Origin of the sequence: Pseudomonas sp. IT-P218 (genome assembly GCF_949767605.1) — a bacterium.
Taxonomy (GTDB): Bacteria; Pseudomonadota; Gammaproteobacteria; order Pseudomonadales; family Pseudomonadaceae; genus Aquipseudomonas; species Aquipseudomonas putida_AE.
Genome location: NZ_CATKQQ010000025.1, coordinates 1 through 16864, shown reverse-complemented (window position 1 = coordinate 16864; position 16864 = coordinate 1). Strand labels below are relative to the sequence as shown.

Annotated in this window: 14 protein-coding genes; 10 read left to right on the top strand and 4 right to left on the bottom strand. The window is 63.4% G+C overall.

What is annotated here, in order from left to right; genetic code table 11:
• Positions 1–5: 5 nt before the first annotated feature.
• The gene (locus tag ACM6I6_RS16840) at positions 6–1367 is read left to right on the top strand and encodes a purine-cytosine permease family protein (protein WP_414920279.1); all 1362 of its coding nucleotides are present in this window, start codon (positions 6–8) and stop codon (positions 1365–1367) included.
• 28 nt (positions 1368–1395) lie between these two features.
• Here the strand turns inward: ACM6I6_RS16840 and ACM6I6_RS16835 are convergent, their stop codons facing one another.
• From ACM6I6_RS16835 to ACM6I6_RS16825, 3 genes are read right to left on the bottom strand one after another with little or no spacing between them, the layout of a single operon-like run.
• The gene (locus ACM6I6_RS16835; protein ID WP_414920278.1) at positions 1396–2145 is read right to left on the bottom strand and encodes a PAS domain-containing protein; all 750 of its coding nucleotides are present in this window, start codon (positions 2143–2145) and stop codon (positions 1396–1398) included.
• Positions 2146–2817 carry a response regulator gene (locus tag ACM6I6_RS16830; RefSeq protein WP_414920277.1) on the bottom strand — a complete coding sequence of 224 codons (672 nt, stop codon included), beginning with the start codon at positions 2815–2817 and terminating at the stop codon, positions 2146–2148.
• Positions 2786–3934: an ATP-binding protein gene (locus tag ACM6I6_RS16825; RefSeq protein WP_323607475.1), complete on the bottom strand. Its 1149-nt coding sequence runs from the start codon at positions 3932–3934 to the stop codon at positions 2786–2788. Before ACM6I6_RS16825 ends, ACM6I6_RS16830 begins: the two co-directional genes overlap by 32 nt.
• A gap of 224 nt (positions 3935–4158) precedes the next feature.
• On the opposite strand from ACM6I6_RS16825, the gene ACM6I6_RS16820 reads away from it, so the two are divergent.
• The 9 genes from ACM6I6_RS16820 (at position 4159) to folD (ending at position 15311) form a co-directional block, all read left to right on the top strand.
• Entirely contained in the window at positions 4159–4671 is a 513-nt protein-coding gene (locus ACM6I6_RS16820; protein ID WP_274077858.1) for a dimethylamine monooxygenase subunit DmmA family protein, read from the top strand.
• Entirely contained in the window at positions 4668–5597 is a 930-nt protein-coding gene (locus tag ACM6I6_RS16815; RefSeq protein WP_353924587.1) for a PDR/VanB family oxidoreductase, read from the top strand. Before ACM6I6_RS16820 ends, ACM6I6_RS16815 begins: the two co-directional genes overlap by 4 nt.
• A gap of 9 nt (positions 5598–5606) precedes the next feature.
• Positions 5607–6623, top strand: coding sequence for a heme-dependent oxidative N-demethylase family protein (locus ACM6I6_RS16810; protein WP_414920276.1), 1017 nt, complete (start codon positions 5607–5609; stop codon positions 6621–6623).
• A 34-nt stretch (positions 6624–6657) separates the two neighbouring features.
• On the top strand, positions 6658–7788 hold the full coding sequence (locus ACM6I6_RS16805) for an aminomethyltransferase family protein (protein WP_274077855.1): 1131 nt from the start codon (positions 6658–6660) through the stop codon (positions 7786–7788).
• A 29-nt stretch (positions 7789–7817) separates the two neighbouring features.
• Positions 7818–8684 (top strand): formyltetrahydrofolate deformylase, encoded by an 867-nt coding sequence (gene purU / locus ACM6I6_RS16800; protein WP_274077854.1) that lies wholly within the window; start codon positions 7818–7820, stop codon positions 8682–8684.
• Positions 8685–8727: 43 nt separating this feature from the next.
• The gene (locus ACM6I6_RS16795) at positions 8728–10095 is read left to right on the top strand and encodes an NAD(P)-binding domain-containing protein (RefSeq protein WP_274077853.1); all 1368 of its coding nucleotides are present in this window, start codon (positions 8728–8730) and stop codon (positions 10093–10095) included.
• A 14-nt stretch (positions 10096–10109) separates the two neighbouring features.
• Positions 10110–12452 carry a DUF1989 domain-containing protein gene (locus tag ACM6I6_RS16790; protein ID WP_414920275.1) on the top strand — a complete coding sequence of 781 codons (2343 nt, stop codon included), beginning with the start codon at positions 10110–10112 and terminating at the stop codon, positions 12450–12452.
• Between the two features lie 171 nt (positions 12453–12623).
• Positions 12624–14303 carry an APC family permease gene (locus ACM6I6_RS16785; protein ID WP_274077851.1) on the top strand — a complete coding sequence of 560 codons (1680 nt, stop codon included), beginning with the start codon at positions 12624–12626 and terminating at the stop codon, positions 14301–14303.
• Positions 14304–14390: 87 nt separating this feature from the next.
• On the top strand, positions 14391–15311 hold the full coding sequence (folD, locus tag ACM6I6_RS16780; RefSeq protein ID WP_414920274.1) for a bifunctional methylenetetrahydrofolate dehydrogenase/methenyltetrahydrofolate cyclohydrolase FolD: 921 nt from the start codon (positions 14391–14393) through the stop codon (positions 15309–15311).
• Between the two features lie 133 nt (positions 15312–15444).
• On the opposite strand, the gene ACM6I6_RS16775 is transcribed toward folD, so the two are convergent.
• Positions 15445–16770, bottom strand: coding sequence for an ammonium transporter (locus ACM6I6_RS16775; RefSeq protein WP_274077850.1), 1326 nt, complete (start codon positions 16768–16770; stop codon positions 15445–15447).
• Positions 16771–16864: the final 94 nt, after the last annotated feature.

Sequence of the window (16864 nt, the reverse complement as noted above, 5' to 3'; positions counted from 1 at the left end):
TCGCCATGCAAGTCGAAAAAAGAAGCATCGATTTCATCCCCGAAGGCGAACGCCATGGCCGGCCGGGGTCGCTGTTCTTCATCTGGTTCGGCGCCAACATGAACATCACCACCATCGCCTCCGGTGTGCTGCCGGTGGTGATGGGGCTCAACCTGTTCTGGAGCGCCCTGGCAATCGTCGTCGGCTCGTTGCTGGGGGCGATTTTCATGGCCTCCCATTCCGCCCAGGGGCCCAAATTGGGCATTCCGCAGATGATCCAGAGCCGCGCGCAATTCGGCGTGCTCGGGGCGGTGTTGCCGCTGCTGTTCGTAATGCTGATCTACCTCGGGTTCTTCGTCAGCAATACCCTGCTGGCGGCCCAGGCGCTGGAGTCGGTCAGCCCGCTGCCGGCCAGCGGCAACATCTACCTGATCGGCGCCCTGTGCTTCGTGGTAGCGCTGTTTGGCTACCGGCTGATTCACCGCTTGCAGAAGCTGCTGTCGATCCTCTCCCTGCTGGTCTTCGCCGCCGCCACGCTGTTCGCCCTGCAGCTGTCGATCCCGGCCGAGCAATGGCTGCCGACGGGGTTCTCGCTGTCGAAGTTCCTGGTGGCGGTGAGCATCGCCGTGACCTGGCAGCTGTCCTATGCGCCCTATGTCGCCGACTATTCGCGTTATCTGCCGAGCAATACGTCGGCCGCACAGGTGTTCTGGTACAGCTACGCCGGCACGGTCAGCGGCGGTGCCTGGATGATGATTCTCGGGGCGATCCTGAGCGTCGGCATCGGCGACTTTTCCAGCAACGTCGGCGGCCATGTCGCCGGGCTGTTCGGCAGCGGCGCGATCCTGCTGTTCGCGTTCATCGTCTATGGCCAGGTGTCGATCAACGTGTTCAACCTGTACGGGGCGTTCATGTCGACCATCACCGTGATCGAACCCTTCGCAAGATTGAAAGTGACGCCGCGGGTGCGTGGCCTGTTCATGCTGGTGATCAGCGTGGTGGCGACCGGCCTGTGCACCATCAGTCAGGACGATTTCATCACCTTCTTCCTCAACTTCATTTTCTTCATGAGCTACTTCCTGATCCCCTGGACGGCGATCAACCTGGTGGACTTCTATTGCCTGCGCAAAGGTGAATACCGGATCGACGACATCTTCGACCTCAACGGGATTTACGGGCGGGTCAACTGGATCGCCTGCGGCAGTTTTGTCCTGGCGATTGCCCTGGAGATTCCGTTCATGAATACCACGCTCTATGTCGGTCCGGTCGCCACGGCGCTCGATGGCGTCGACCTGGCCTGGCTGGTCGGCTTGCTGGTGCCGGCCTTGAGTTATTACTGGCTGATGAAGCTCGGCAAGCGCGGCGAACGCATCGCTGAACTGTCCTGATCCATCCCTCAAGAACACAACGCCGGACTCAGTGCCCGGCGTTGCGCTCGAAAATGGCCCCTTCGATACCCAACACTTCTCGGGTATCGGCGTAGATCCCCACCCCCTTCTCCCAGACGTGCTTGATCGATTGATCGGCGCAGCGAATCCGGTAGTTGAGTTCGAACGGCTCGCGCCGTGACAGGGCATATTGCACTTCGCGCCAGACATAATCGGCGTCCTGCGCCAGGATCAGGCTGTTGTAGGTGAATTCGTGATTGTCCACCAGCCGCTCCGCGGGATAGCCGGTCAGTTGCAGGCACCCGGCGCTGACGAATTCCATGGTCCAGTCCCGGTTGTTGCGGCCGCGGTAGATCAGCCCCGGCATGCTGTCGAGCAAACTCATGCAACTGCGCTGGCTGGCCAGCAAGGCAATCTCGCGCCGCTTGTGCACGGTGATATCCCCCGCTACCAGATAGAACCCCTGGTCACCGCGCTTGAGGCTGACCTCGAACCAGCGCAACTCCCCCGAGGGGTGCACGAAACGCAGACGCTGGTTGAACGAAGTCTCGGGCCGCCGCCGCAATTCATGCAGCGCCTGGCGCCACATCGATCGGTCTTCGTGGTGCACATGGTCAATCAGGTAACGCTCGCCCTGGGGTCGATCCATCAGCTCGACCCACGCCAGGTTGAAGTGGACGATGCGACCGTCATCGGCCAGTTCAAGCAACGCCGCCGGGAAGTGATCCATCCGCTGCACAGGCGCTGGTGGGACGATTGCCTCGGGGTGATCGATCATCTAATGGCGCTCCTCATGTCTCACCGATGCGCCGTTATGCACCCAGGCCGCCAGCTCCAGGCGCGAGTGCAGACTGAGCTTCTGCAAGAGATTCTTCACATAGATCTTCACCGTGCCGTCGCTGATCCCCAGTTCCCGGCCGATCTGCTTATTGCTCATGCCGGCGGCGATCAAGGCCAGCGTCTGGCCTTCGCGCTCGGTCAGGTTATGAGTATCGGCGTGCTCAAGATCGTGCCCGGGCCGGGGCGTCGGCGCGTCCTGGTCGGCCAGCAGGGCAATCAGGGTCGAATCCAGGACGATCGCGCCCCGGTTGCAATTGCGCATGTAGTCCAGCAGTGCATCGGGCTCGGTTTCCTTGAGCACATAACCACTGGCCCCCAGGCGCAGGGCCATCAGCAGTGCGGCGCGATCCATCGACGCGGTGAGCACCACCACCTGACAGTCGAGGCGCAACTGGCGCAGCTCATCGAGGACCTGCAAGCCGCTCAAGCCGGGCATGTGCAGGTCAAGCAGGACCTGTTGCGGCGCCAGGCTCACGGCCAGATTGATGCCTTCGCGGCCACTGGCGGCCTGGCCCACCACTTCAAAGTCGTCGCTGGCACCGAACAGCTGGGCCAGGCCCTTGCGAAACAACGGGTGATCATCGATCAGTAACAAGGTCGTGCAGTCCATCGAAACTCCCCTCAGGCAAATCCTGGTGACGGCAAAGGCCAAGGTGTACGCGTACCCCGTGCGGGCGGATGGCCTCGATGGCCAGGCGCGCACCAATGCTCGCGGCCCGCTCGCGGATGATCGCCAGGCCGAAATGGTTGTCCTCCCCGGACGCCGGGCTCAAGCCGATGCCGTCATCCTCCACCGACACCGACACAGCGCCGTCCTGGTCTTGCCGCAACTCGATGCGCACATGCCGTGCATGGGAATGGCGTACAGCGTTGGCCAGCGCCTCGCGGATGATCTGCAGTACCTGCAATTCGGTTTCCGCGCCCAGGGCATCGTCGGCCAGGCGGTTGTCCAGTTCGAACACGATGATGCAGCGCCGCGAGAACTCCGCGACCGAGTCGGCCAGGGCCTGGCGCAGGGAACGCCCGTCCATGGTCAGGCGGGCGCTGGTGATCAATTCACGTACCTGGCGCTGCAACTGGCTCAAGCCGCCGCGCAGCTCCTGCAACACCGCAGCCGCCTGCGCAGGCGCGCCCAGCTGCGACTGCAGCAGACTCGCCTGGAACGACAGATAACCCAGCTGCTGCGCCACCGAATCGTGCAGTTCACGGGCCAGTGCACCGTGCCGGAAAGTCGCCTGCCGACGCTGCTGTTCACGGCTGTGACAGAGCAGACGCACGCTGACGTCCACGGCCTGCGCGGCCTCCTCCAGCAACTGGCGCCAGCTCGCACCGGCCGCACGCGGCGTATCGAGCAGCAACCAGCCGCTGCTGCCGGGTTGGTCGCCGTTGGGTACGGAACACAGCAGGCGATGCACGCCCCGTTGCCGACAAGGGCCGCAGGCCTGGGCGGATTCACTCGCTGCCGAGGCACGCCGTGGGCAGTCCAGCACGCCCTGGCAACCCTCGATCACGCCGCGCCGAGCCGGCGTCGGCTCGACACCGGCCAGGACCAGATTCAGCTGGCAAGCGGGCAACAGTGCTTCGAAACGGTCCAGAAAAACCGCCAGGGCACCGTCAGCGTGCACCTGGCTCAAGGGCAACCCGGCCAACAGCTGGCGCACGCTGCGCGCCTGTTCGGGACGGATACGCCCCAACCAGAGCGGCCACCACTGCACTCGTGTTCGCACTCTCGATCACTCCCCGTCCGCTTGCTCGGCTGTGAACAAGGACGAGCAACTTCCATGCCCTGAATGGCCGCCGTGCTCGACCTACCCCCAAAGAGATAGCGCTTTTTCTGGATTGAGAGATTTTTCCCCGTAGGAAATTATCTTCCTCAGCAGGAAACAACACGCCCTGTGCAACGCCACCTTTCCCGCCCCGCAAACAGGGGCGGATCAACAGGAAAGCCAGCATGACGGATAGACACAGCGCCGCTCCGGATCGACTTCACAGCCTGCCGCGCTATCGCCAGCCCCAGCCTCGTGAAGCCGCCACCCGCCATATCGTGGTCATGCAATCGGCGGCCGCCTGCGCGTCCTTTGTCGGCGACTTGCAACAGCCCCTGGTGCTGAACCAGCAGAACAGCGACTTCCAAGCGCGCCTGCAGCAGGTACTGGGCAGCGCCACCGTGGGCAGTCACCTGTACATCATGGGCGACGAGGCATTCGTCTGGCGCATCCATGCCCAGGCTCGCGCCGCCGGGCTGGAAGACGACGAGATCGACATCACCCACGCCACCGTCGGCCCGCGCCAGGTGTATTGCGTGCATTGCGGACTGACCCAGGCGTGCGGGCCGCAGCCAGCGATGACCTGCGAGCGCTGTGAAGTCGGGCTGGAGGTGCGCCAGCACTTTTCCCAACGCCTGGGGGCTTACCTCGGCGTCTGCAGCGATCCCGACCAGCCCTACGCCGGAGTCCAGCCATGAGCGCCTCGCTGAAGGTCCGGGTCAGCACGGCCGACATGCTCACCCCCGTGGTGCGCGAACTCACCCTGGAACCCTGCAGCGGCACCCTGCCGGGATTCTCCGCCGGCAGTCATGTGCAGGTGCACCTGCCACTGGGCAGCGGCCAGGTGCGCAATGCCTATTCGTTGACCAGCGACCCGGCGGACCGCCAGCACTACCGCATCGCCGTACGCCTGCAGGAAGCCTCCCGCGGCGGCTCACAGTACCTGCATCGACACGTCCAGGTGGGTGACACCCTGCAGATATCGCCGCCGGCCAACCTGTTCGCCCTGCACGCCCCCGCCCGCCTGCACATCCTCATCGCCGGCGGCATCGGCATCACGCCGTTCATGGCGCACATCGCCGAGCTGGAGCGACGCCAGGCCGATTTCGAACTGCATTACCTGTATCGCCCTGGCCTGAGCGATGCCTATCTCGAGCCCTTGCAACAACGGCTGGGCTCGCGACTGCACACCTACAGCGCCCGCCCGGACCTGGACACCATCTTGCGCGACCGCCCGCTGGGCAGCCATGTCTATACCTGTGGCCCGCAACCCTTGCTCGATGCAGTCCGGCAACAGGCCAAGGCCCTGGGCTGGCCTTCGATGCGGGTGCACTGGGAGGCCTTCAAGGCCGCAGAACCTGGGCAAGCCTTTGACCTGGAACTGCTGCGCAGCGGGCAGCGCCTGCGGGTCGGCGCTGAACAGAGTCTGCTCGAAGCGCTGGAGTCCGCCGGCCTGCAGGTGCCCAACCTGTGTCGCGGCGGGGTCTGCGGCCAATGCATGACCCGCCATGTGCGCGGCGACATCGAACACCGCGACAGCTTCCTCAGCCCCGCCGAGCAGGGCGAATTTCTCATGCCCTGCGTCTCTCGCGGCCGCGGCCCCTGCGTTTCGCTAGACCTCTAGGAGTCGACCATGACCATTCCATCCAGCCCGGTGCTGAGCTACCGCAACGACTTCAGTTTTCGCAACAGCCCCGCCGCCATCCGCCGCTTTCCATTCCCGTTCACCGAGGACAGCTACCTGTATTCGGTGAACATCGAACCGGCCACGTCCCGGGACCCTGGTTCGATTTACCAGCACGGCTTCGACATCGACGAACACTACCGTTCGGAAATGGCCGAACGCGCCCTGGTACTGGACAAGGACCCGCGCCGCTACCTGGTGATGCCGCACATGCAAGTGGCAGCGTGGGATGCCCTGCAGATGCTCATGGAGCAGCTCGCCGCCGATTATCCGCAGTGGTTTGTGCTGGCGCGTCAGGGCGAGCACTGGCATTGGCGCAATCAGCTGCTGGACATCGACCAGCACTTTGTCTTCGGCGATGCCGCGAGCCTGCCCTGCGAGCCGCTGGAGTTCATCACCCGCCAGGTCCAGGGGGATTTCGCCCTGCTCGACCAGCGCGACGGTGATCTGTACATGGACGCCGGCATGGTCACGAGCCCAGCCGACTGGTCCCTGGCATTCGACGCCGGCATGAGTTTCAAGCAGTGGCATTCGCCCGTGCCCATGGCCCATCAGATGGGCGTGTTCGACCGCGCACTCAAGTACCTGCTGGCCTTGCAGGTCGGGAAGCCGGTTCGCCGCCTGAACTGGACGCTGACCATCAATCCGCGCCTCGACTCCTCACCCGAGACGTTCCATGAATGGGGCGCCGACCGTGGGCGCATTACGGCTGGCAACGTCGGGCAGCAAGTGCATCTGCGGGTCGAACTGCAAGTGATGGCCCGCTTGCCCCGCAGCAACGCGGTGATGTTCAGCATCCGCACCTACCTGATCAGCATGGATGAGCTGGTCACTCAGCCCGGCTGGGGCTGCCGCCTGCACCGCGTCCTGCGCGACCTGCCCGAGCCGATCGCCGACTACAAGGGCATGAGCCGCTACCGACAGACTCTGGTCCAGTGGCTGAGCCGCTTCGACCCGCAAGCCTGACCCCTTACCACTTTCTTCCGACAAGGATCCTCACATGGCTCACTCATGGCGTATTTCTGCACTGGCCGAACGGCACCGCGCACTCGGCTCGAACCTGGAAGACTGGAACGGCATGGGCACTGCCTGGACCTACAGCAGTGAACTGGCCGATCATCATCAGGCGATCCGCACCCGGGCCGGGTTGATGGATGTGTCCGGGTTGAAGAAAGTCCACTACGTCGGCCCCCACGCCGAAAGCCTGTTGCAGTGGGCCACCACCCGTGACATCGCCAAGCTCTACCCGGGCAAATCGGTGTACGCCTCGATGCTCGACGAGGACGGCAAGTTCGTCGATGACTGCATCGTCTACCGCACCGGACCCAACGCGTTCATGGTGGTGCATGGCGCCGGCAGCGGCCACGAAATGCTGGTGCGCTCATCCCAGGGCCGGCAAGTGGCGGTGTTGTTCGACGACGACTTGCACGACCTCTCGCTGCAAGGGCCATTGGCAGTGGACTTTCTCGCCGAGCACGTCCCCGGTATTCGTCAGCTGCCCTACTTCCATCACTTGCAGACCCGCCTGTTCGACCGCCCGGTAATGATCTCCCGGACCGGCTACACCGGCGAGCGAGGCTACGAGATCTTTTGCAAGGCGGCCGATGCCCCGGCGCTGTGGGACTCGATTCTCGAACAGGGTGCGGGCCTGGGCATCATCCCCTGCGCCTTCACCGCGCTGGACTGGTTGCGGGTGGAAAGCTCGTTGATGTTCTTTCCCTACGACAACTCGCAGATGTACCCCTTCGCCGACCAGAAGGCGGGCGACACCCTGTGGGAAATGGGTCTGGACTTCACCGTCTCCCCGGACAAACGCGATTTCCGCGGTGCCGAAGAACACTTTCGACTGCGCGGCCAGGAGCGTTTCAAGATCACCGGCGTACTGCTCGAAGGCGTCCGCCCTGCCGAGGCCGGCGACACCCTCTGGCAAGGCGACAAACAAGTCGGGGTGATCACCTGTGGCATGTATTCACGCCTGAGCAAGCGTTCCATGGCCATCGCCCGCATGAACGTTGCCTGCTCCGTTCCAGGTATTGCCCTGCAGGTTCGCGGCAGCCAGGACAGCGCGGCGGTAACCCATGCCCTGCCCTTCGACGACCCGGAAAAAACCAAGCGCACGGCCAAGGGCTGAGCCGTCATTTTCATTTCATCAAGGAGCCCATGATGGATACCCCCGAACACTACATTCTCAAGATCAGTTGCCCGGCAGCCTCCGGCATCGTCGCCGCCATCACCACCTGCCTGGCGGCGCAACACTGCTACATCAGCGAGCTCGCACAATTCGACGACGAATTCACCGGGCAGTTTTTCATGCGCGCGGTGTTTCGCTTCAACGCCGGCATCACCGGCGATGTCGGTGCCCTGCGCGAAGACCTGGGCGACATGGCCAGCGGCTTCGACATGCAGTGGCAACTCTTCTGCACCAGCCAGCCGACCCGGGTGTTGCTGATGGTCAGCAAATTCGACCATTGCCTGACCGACCTGCTGTATCGCCACCGCAAAGGCGAAATGGACATGACCATCACGGCAGTGGTCTCCAACCACCTCGACCTGCGGGCCATGGCCGAACGCGAAGGCATTCGTTTCATCTACCTGCCCATCACCAAGGACACCAAGGCCAGTCAAGAAGCCGAGTTGATGCGCATCGTCGAGGATACCCGCACCGACCTCGTGGTCCTTGCCCGCTACATGCAGATCCTCTCCGATGGACTGTGCCAACAGCTGTCCGGTCGCGCCATCAATATCCATCACTCGTTCCTGCCGGGCTTCAAGGGGGCCAAGCCGTATCACCAGGCCTACGACCGAGGCGTGAAGCTGATCGGGGCCACGGCGCACTACGTCACCAGCGACCTCGACGAGGGACCGATCATCGAGCAGGAAATCCAGCGGGTCGATCACACCCATCTGCCCGACTCCCTGGTCGCCATCGGCCGCGATACCGAAACCGTGGCCCTGTCCAAAGCCCTCAAATACCACCTGGAACACCGGGTGTTCATCAACCAGGACAAGACAGTGATCTTTCGCTGAGCGCGCCTGCCCTTTATCCCAAGAGCCATTACGAGGCACGATCATGACTTTACGCGTGGCAATCATCGGCGCCGGACCTTGCGGCCTGGCGCAACTTCGCGCTTTCCAGTCGGCCCGCGACAAGGGCGCCGACATCCCCGAACTGGTCTGCTTCGAAAAGCAGAGCGACTGGGGCGGCATGTGGAACTACACCTGGCGCACCGGCCTGGACGAGAATGGTGAACCGGTGCACGGCAGCATGTACCGCTACCTGTGGTCGAACGGCCCCAAGGAATGCCTGGAGTTCGCCGACTACACCTTCGAAGAGCATTTCGGCCGCGCCATCGGCTCCTACCCGCCACGCGAAGTGCTGTGGGACTACATCAAGGGCCGGGTGGAAAAGGCTGGCGTACGTGACTACATCCGCTTCAACAACGTGGTGCGCCAGGTCACGTTCGATGAGCAAAGCCAGCGCTTCACCCTGCACGCCCACGACTACAACAGCGATACGCTGACCTGCGAACAGTTCGACTACGTGATCAACGCCTGCGGCCACTTCTCCACACCCAAGGTGCCGTACTTCGAAGGCTTCGAACAGTTCGCCGGGCGCATCCTGCACGCCCACGATTTCCGTGAGGCGCTGGAGTTCAAGGGCAAGGACCTGTTGATCGTCGGCAGCAGCTATTCCGCCGAAGACATCGGTTCGCAATGCTACAAGTACGGCGCCCGCAGCATCACCAGCTGCTACCGCACCGCGCCCATGGGCTATAACTGGCCGGACAACTGGGAAGAGAAACCGCTGCTGCAACGCCTGGAAAACAACCGCGCCTGGTTCATCGATGGCAGCAGCAAGCATATCGACGCGGTCATTCTCTGCACCGGTTACAAGCATCACTTCCCGTTCCTGCCGGACGAACTGAGCCTCAAGACCGACAACCGCCTGTGGCCGATGAACCTCTACAAAGGCGTGTTCTGGGAAGCCAACCCGCGGCTGATCTACCTCGGCATGCAGGATCAGTGGTACTCCTTCAACATGTTCGATGCCCAGGCCTGGTATGCCCGCGATGTCATCCTGGGGCGCATCGAACTGCCAGGCCAGGCCGAAATGATCGCCGACAGCCGGCAATGGCATGAACGGGAACAGACGCTGCAGACCAACCAGCAGATGTTCGAGTACCAGGGCGCCTACATCCAGCACCTGGTGGATGCCACCGACTACCCCGACTTCGACATCGCCGCGGTCAACCAGACCTTCCTGCACTGGAAGCATGACAAGGCGCAAAACATCATGGGTTATCGCGACAAGTCCTACCGCTCGCTGATGACCGGCACCCAGTCGCCGCCCCACCACACCCCGTGGTTGCAGGCCCTGGACGACTCCATGGCGGCGTACCTCGGTGAACCGCCCGCCGCCATCAAGTCGGTCGGCTGACCCTGGAGCCTGTCATGCAAGCACCTCGTTTTTCGCGACCCCGGGAGCCCGGGCTCTTTGCCCGCGCCCCTGACCTTGAGCGCTACCGGGTGGCGGCCGGTGGCCTGACCCTGGTCGCCCTGCAGCCCGGCGACAGCCTGCAAGTGATCGACCTCGAAGGCCAACAGCCCTGCGAGCTGCTGGCGTTGACCATCAACGGCCGCAGCGCGCTCGGCGATTGGGCGCTGAGCGGTTCGCCAAGCTGCCGGTTCATCGCTTCACGCCTGGTCGACGGGAGCGCGCAGGCTCGCCGGGTGAAACAGGCGCTGGTGCGGCGCGGTGTCGACCCACAGCAGCTGCCTGCCGCCGCCTCCCTGTGGGACGACGACAGCCCCGCCGGCCACAGCCAGCATTTCGTGGCCTGCGCTGAGGTGCTGGTGATCGTCGCCGCCCCCGCCGGGCCGACCTCGGTCGACCGGCAATACCGGCCCAGCGAACTGAGATTGTGGATGACCCGGGCCAATCCCTCGTCCCTGTTGCTGCCCGCCCTCCCGGAACCCCTGGGTGAACTGCTGGACGAGTTCACCCTGAGCCCCGGCACTGCTCACAGCTACAGGGTCGGCAAGGGCCAGTACGTGCAAGTGCTGGACGTCGCCGGACGCCAGTGTTCGGACTTCGTCGCCCTGGATCGGCGCGCGCTGGATCGCGGTGAGGAACTGGACCTGGACCAGACCGTTACCCGCACCTTGAACGGCAGCGCTTATCCGGCACCGGGGCTGTTTTCGAAGTTTTTCGACCAGCGAATGCAGCCGATGCTCGAGGTGGTGCAGGACACCGTCGGCCGCCACGACTCCTTCGCCCTGGCCTGCGCCGCTCGCTACTACGAGAGCCACGGCTATTTCGGGCACGACAACTGCAGCGACAACCTCAGCCGGGTGATGGCGCCCCACGGGGTCAAGCCGCGCAACGGCTGGCCGGCGATCAACTTTTTCTTCAATACCGGGATCGACGCGCACCAGCAGATGACGCTCGACGAACCCTGGTCACGCCCCGGCGACTATGTGCTGCTGCGGGCCATGACCGATCTGTTGTGCGGCAGTACCTCGTGCCCGGATGACATCGACCCGGCCAATGGCTGGAACCCGACCGATATCCATGTCCGTATCTACAGCGAAAAGGAGCGTTTTTCCATCGCCATGAGCACTCGAACCACGGCCGATGCCGACCCGATCCTCACCCGTGAATCGGCCTTCCATTCACGAACCAGCGCCCTGACCCGCAGCTTCGTCGACTACCGCAACTGGTGGCTGCCCCTGCGTTATGACGGCTATGGCGCCATCGAGGAATACCTGGGTTGCCGCGAACGGGTGGCGGTGATGGACCTGACCGCCCTGCGCAAGTTCGAGATCATCGGCCCCGACGCCGAAGCCTTGTTGCAGTACTGCCTGACCCGCGACGTGCGGCGCCTGGCGGTGGGGCAAGTGGTGTACTCGGCGATGTGTCACGAGCATGGCGGCATGCTCGACGACGGCACCTTGCTGCGTCTGGGCCCGGATAACTTCCGCTGGATCTGCGGCGAGGACTACGCCGGAGTCTGGCTGCGCGAGCAGGCGCAGAAGCTGGGCATGAAGGTCTGGATCAAATCCGCCAGTGAGCAGATTCATAACCTGGCCGTGCAAGGCCCGATGAGCCGCGATCTGCTCAAACAAATGGTCTGGAATGCGCCGACCCAGCCGAGCCTGGAAACCCTGGGCTGGTTCCGTTTCCTGGTCGGCCGGCTGGACGATTACGACGGCTGCCCCCTGATGATTTCGCGCACCGGCTACACCGGAGAACTGGGTTATGAAGTCTGGTGCCACCCCAATGATGCCGAAAAGGTCTGGGACCGGATCTGGGCGCTCGGCCAACCCTTGGGCATGGTGCCGCTGGGCCTGGAAGCGCTGGACATGCTGCGCATTGAAGCCGGGCTGGTGTTTGCCGGCTACGAGTTCAGCGACCAGACCGATCCATTCGAAGCGGGTATCGGTTTTTGCGTACCGCTGAAAAGCAAGACCGATGACTTCATCGGACGCGACGCCCTGCTGCGCCGCAGCGCCCATCCCGCCCACAAGCTGGTGGGCCTGCAATTGAACGGTAACGAAGCGGCCCACCACGGCGACCCGGTCTACCGCGGCCGGGCCCAGGTCGGCGTCATCACCAGTGCCTGTCGCTCGCCGCTGCTGGCCAGCAACATCGCCTTGTGCCGGGTCGATGTGGCCTGTGCCGACGCGGGCACGGAACTGGAAATCGGCAAAGTCGATGGCCTGCAGAAGCGCATCAGCGCCACGGTCAGCGCAGCGATTTTCTACGACCCGGACAAGAGCCGGGTACGCAGTTGATCGACTTCACATTCATTGTTTGCTGCCCATACACGCACCTGTAGGTGCGAGCTCGCTCGCGATGGTCGTTAACGATAACGCGTGTTTACTGGTTTAACGCGGCGTTCTCAAGTCCATCGCGAGCAAGCTCGCTCCTACGGGCCGCTCTACTCAAGACATGGGAATACGAAGATGGAAGCGACTACGTTCGAGGCCGTACCGCAGGCCGCCGGTTCGGTGGGCAGCCTGCACCGCAAGATCGATTGGCGCGGGGCTTTCTGGGTCGCCAGTGGCGTGCCCGCCCTGGTGCTGTTCTCTATCGGCGCCATCGCCGCCACGGTCGGCAAACCGGCCTGGATCGTCTGGATCGTGTCAATTGTGTTCGGCTTCATCCAGGCCTTCACCTATGCCGAAATTGCCGGGCTGTTCCCGCACAAGTCCGGGGGCGCCTCGGTCTACGGTGCTGTGGCCTGGGTGCGCTACAGCAAGCTGATCGCGCCGGTGTCGGTCTGGTGCAACTGGCTGGCCTGGTCGCCGGTGCTGTCGATCGGTTCCGGGCTGGCGGCCGGCTACATCCTCACCGCGCTGTTTCCCGCCGATGCATTGATCAATACCTGGCAACTGACCTTGCTCGACCTGGGCTGGATCAAGAGCGGCCTGTCGCTACGGGTCAATGCGACCTTCGCCATCGGCCTGTTGATCCTGCTGACGGTGTTTGCCGTGCAGCATGGCGGCATCCTGCGCTCGGCACGCCTGACCCTGGTGCTCGGTGTGACGTCGCTGATTCCGTTGCTGCTGGTGGGCGTCGTGCCGTTGTTCACCGGTGACGCGGCCCAGGCCAACTTCCTGCCGCTGTACCCCCTGGCCCATGATGCGGCCGGCCAGGTCATCGACGGGCCTTGGGATATGTCCGGTTGGTCGCTGATGGCCGGCGGGTTGTTCATGGCCGCATGGTCGACCTACGGTTTCGAAACGGCGGTGTGTTACACCCGTGAATTCAAGGACCCCAAGCGCGACACCTTCAAGGCGATCTTCTATGCCGGCCTGCTGTGCATCCTGGTATTCACCCTGGTGCCCCTGGCGTTTCAAGGCAGCCTGGGTCTAGGTCAGTTGGTGACACCGGCGGTGCTCGATAGCAGCGGCGCGGTGATCACACCCGCGGTCTACAGCGGTCTGTTGTCGCCGGCGATCTACAGTGGCATGGGCGTTGGCCAGGTCATGGCGGACAGCATCGGCGGCGGCAAGGTGGTGGCCAATATCGTGTTGATCATGCTGGTCCTTGCCACCTTGCTGGCGATCATGACTTCGATGTCCGGGTCCTCGCGCACCCTGTACCAGGCGTCGGTGGATGGCTGGCTGCCGAAATACCTGGGCCGCACCAACGAACATGGTGCACCCACCGCCGCCATGTGGACCGACCTGTCGTTCAACCTGTTGCTGTTGCTGATGTCCGACTATGTCTTCGTGCTCGCGGCGTCGAACGTCAGCTACATCATCTTCAACTTCCTCAACCTCAACGCCGGCTGGATCCATCGCCTGGATCGCCCGGATTGGGTCCGCCCCTACAAGGCGCCCACCGTGCTGCTGGCGGCCGGTGGTGTACTGAGTTTCGTCAACCTGGCCTGCATGGGCCTGGGCGCCGATATCTGGGGTGCCGGAACCCTGGTGACGGGCCTGCTGCTGGCGCTATTGATCCTGCCGGTGTTCTGCTATCGCCACTACGTGCAGGACAAGGGGCGCTTCCCGCAAGCCATGCTCAACGAGCTGCACGTACAGGCCGATGCCGGCCTGAAACGCGCCGGCTGGTTGCCCTATGCCACGCTGATCGCGGGCGTGCTGGTGGTGTATGGCTGCCATCAACTGGTAGCCTGAGCGTCCTTGCCCGCAGGTCTCTGATCCATCATCGGGGCGCAACGGCGCCTCGGTGATCGCTTCATCTCCCACTCAATCCAGACAACGGTGACTATTTTGCTCAACGCCACCCCCGCACCTGCCCGCGATATCGACGGCAAAGCCATCTCGGCCCTGGTTCTCGACGAGGTTCGAGAAGAGGTCGAGGTCCTGGCTCGACAACAGATTTTCCCGGCCCTGGCCGTGCTGCTGGTGGGTGAGGACCCGGCCAGTGAGGTGTATGTACGCAACAAGCTGCTGCGGGCCAGGGAGGTCGGCATCCGTTCACTGGAGTACCGCCTGGCGGAAAACGCCAGTCAGGCCGAGGTGCTGGACCTGATCGCGCAACTGAACGCCGACGTCACGGTGAACGGGATCCTGGTGCAATTGCCGTTGCCGGCCCACATCGATGAAGCGGCGGTGATCCATGCCATCGATCCGATCAAGGACGTGGACGGGTTTCATCGGGAAAACGTCGGTGGCCTGGTCCAGGGCATCGAAGTGCTGACCCCCTGCACTCCAAGCGGCTGCATGCGCCTGCTGCACGAAACCTGCGGCGACTTGAGTGGCAAGCACGCCGTGGTCATCGGTCGTTCGAACATTGTCGGCAAGCCCATGGCGACGCTGTTGTTGCAGGCCGACTGCTCGGTCAGTGTGGTGCACTCGCGCAGCGTCGATGCGCCGGCCTTGTGCAGGCTGGCGGACATAGTGGTGGCGGCGGTGGGTCGTCCAGGGCTGATCGATGCCAGCTGGCTCAAGCCCGGGGCGGTGGTGATCGATGTGGGGATCAATCGCATCAGCAGCGAGTCGGGCAATCGACTGGTCGGCGATGTCGACTACGCCAGTGCGCGCACGGTCGCCAGCGCCATCACACCGGTGCCCGGTGGGGTCGGGCCGATGACCATTGCCTATCTGCTGAAGAACACCCTGATCGCCAGCCAGTTGCAGCGTGCGGTGGGAATTCGTCAGGCGGAACCAGCCTTCGTCTGATGTACGTGTACATGTAGGAGCGAGCTTGCTCGCGATGGTCGTTAACGAAGACGCGTGTTTTCAGGTTACACGCGGCGCCTTTGAGACCATCGCGAGCAAGCTCGCTCCTACAGGGTTACAGGGTTCTCGTCGATCAGTGGTTGTAGGCACGCTCGTTGTGCTCGGCCAGATCCAGGCCCATCTCCTCCACCGAGTCATCGGCGCGCAAGCCGATCACCGCGTTGATCACCTTGAGAATGATCCAGCTGATGGCGAAGCAATAGACCGTGGTCATCAACACACCCTTCACTTGCGCCAGCACCTGACCGCCCATGGTCACGCCTTCTACCAGCCCGCCCAGGGACGGTACGCAGAACACCCCGGTCAAAACCGCGCCGATCATCCCGCCGATGCCGTGAAGCCCGAATACATCCAGGCTGTCGTCATAACCGAAGCGACGCTTGAGCACGGTGACGCTCAGGTAGCAGAACACCCCGCACAACAGACCGATGGCCAGCGCACCGCCCACGCCCACATAGGCGCACGCCGGCGTAATCCCCACCAGACCGGCCAGGGCGCCGCTGGCCAGGCCCAGCGCACTTGGTTTGCCGACCTTGAACCACTCGGTGAACATCCAGCCCAGGATCCCGGCGCATGCGCCCAGTTGGGTGTTGAGCATGACCACGCCGGACGTGCCGCTGAGGCCGCCACCGGAACCGATGTTGAAACCGAACCAGCCGACCCAGAGCATGGCGGCACCGGCCATGGTCAGGCTCAGGTTGTGCGCCGGCATAGGCGTATTTTCATAGCCCTTGCGCTTGCCCAGGATCAGGCAGGCGGCCAGCGCGGCGACACCGGCATTGATGTGCACGGCGGTGCCACCGGCGAAATCGAGGACACCCCAGTTATGCATCAAGGCCCCCGCACCACCCCAGACCATGTGCGCCACCGGGGCGTACACCAGGGTGAACCACAGCGCCATGAACAACAGCGCCGCGGAGAATTTCATGCGTTCGGCGAAGGCACCGGCGATCAGCGCCGGGGTGATGATGGCGAAGGTCATCTGGAAGGTCACGAACACCCCTTCCGGGATCTCGCCGACCAGGCTTTCCGGGGTCATTCCGGCGAGAAACGCCCGGCTCAGGCCGCCGACAAAACTGTTGAAGCTCACCTCGCCCTCGACCATCCCCGTGGAGTCGACCACCATGCTGTAGCCGTAGATCACCCACAGGACCCCCACCAGGCCGGCGATGCCGAAACACTGGGTGAACAACGACAACATGTTTTTTGCCCGCACCAGGCCGCCATAAAACAGGGCGAGACCGGGCAGGCACATGAACAGCACCAAGACCGTGGCGGTGACCATCCAGGCGGTGCTGCCGGTGTTCAATGTTGGTGCATCGGCGGCCTGCGCCAGGGGCACCAGCGCACCGGCCGCCACCAGGCCCAGAAGGGATTTGCCGAGAAGACGATTGACCATGTTCGAAGCTCCTGCAATGGAAATCGGAAGTGTCGGGCAGCGAGCAAGTAGCAAAACAACGGGCCTTGATGGCCTCTTCGAATATCTGATGCGT

Excerpts from the sequence above, each read along its gene's own strand:
- purU (WP_274077854.1), top strand. The coding sequence starts at position 7,818 with ATGATGGATACCCCCGAACACTACATTCTCAAGATCAGTTGCCCGGCA.
- ACM6I6_RS16830 (WP_414920277.1), bottom strand. The coding sequence starts at position 2,817 with ATGGACTGCACGACCTTGTTACTGATCGATGATCACCCGTTGTTTCGC.
- ACM6I6_RS16775 (WP_274077850.1), bottom strand. The coding sequence starts at position 16,770 with ATGGTCAATCGTCTTCTCGGCAAATCCCTTCTGGGCCTGGTGGCGGCC.
- ACM6I6_RS16820 (WP_274077858.1), top strand. The coding sequence starts at position 4,159 with ATGACGGATAGACACAGCGCCGCTCCGGATCGACTTCACAGCCTGCCG.
- ACM6I6_RS16790 (WP_414920275.1), top strand. The coding sequence starts at position 10,110 with ATGCAAGCACCTCGTTTTTCGCGACCCCGGGAGCCCGGGCTCTTTGCC.
- ACM6I6_RS16840 (WP_414920279.1), top strand. The coding sequence starts at position 6 with ATGCAAGTCGAAAAAAGAAGCATCGATTTCATCCCCGAAGGCGAACGC.
- ACM6I6_RS16835 (WP_414920278.1), bottom strand. The coding sequence starts at position 2,145 with ATGATCGATCACCCCGAGGCAATCGTCCCACCAGCGCCTGTGCAGCGG.
- ACM6I6_RS16805 (WP_274077855.1), top strand. The coding sequence starts at position 6,658 with ATGGCTCACTCATGGCGTATTTCTGCACTGGCCGAACGGCACCGCGCA.
- ACM6I6_RS16810 (WP_414920276.1), top strand. The coding sequence starts at position 5,607 with ATGACCATTCCATCCAGCCCGGTGCTGAGCTACCGCAACGACTTCAGT.
- ACM6I6_RS16785 (WP_274077851.1), top strand. The coding sequence starts at position 12,624 with ATGGAAGCGACTACGTTCGAGGCCGTACCGCAGGCCGCCGGTTCGGTG.
- ACM6I6_RS16795 (WP_274077853.1), top strand. The coding sequence starts at position 8,728 with ATGACTTTACGCGTGGCAATCATCGGCGCCGGACCTTGCGGCCTGGCG.
- ACM6I6_RS16815 (WP_353924587.1), top strand. The coding sequence starts at position 4,668 with ATGAGCGCCTCGCTGAAGGTCCGGGTCAGCACGGCCGACATGCTCACC.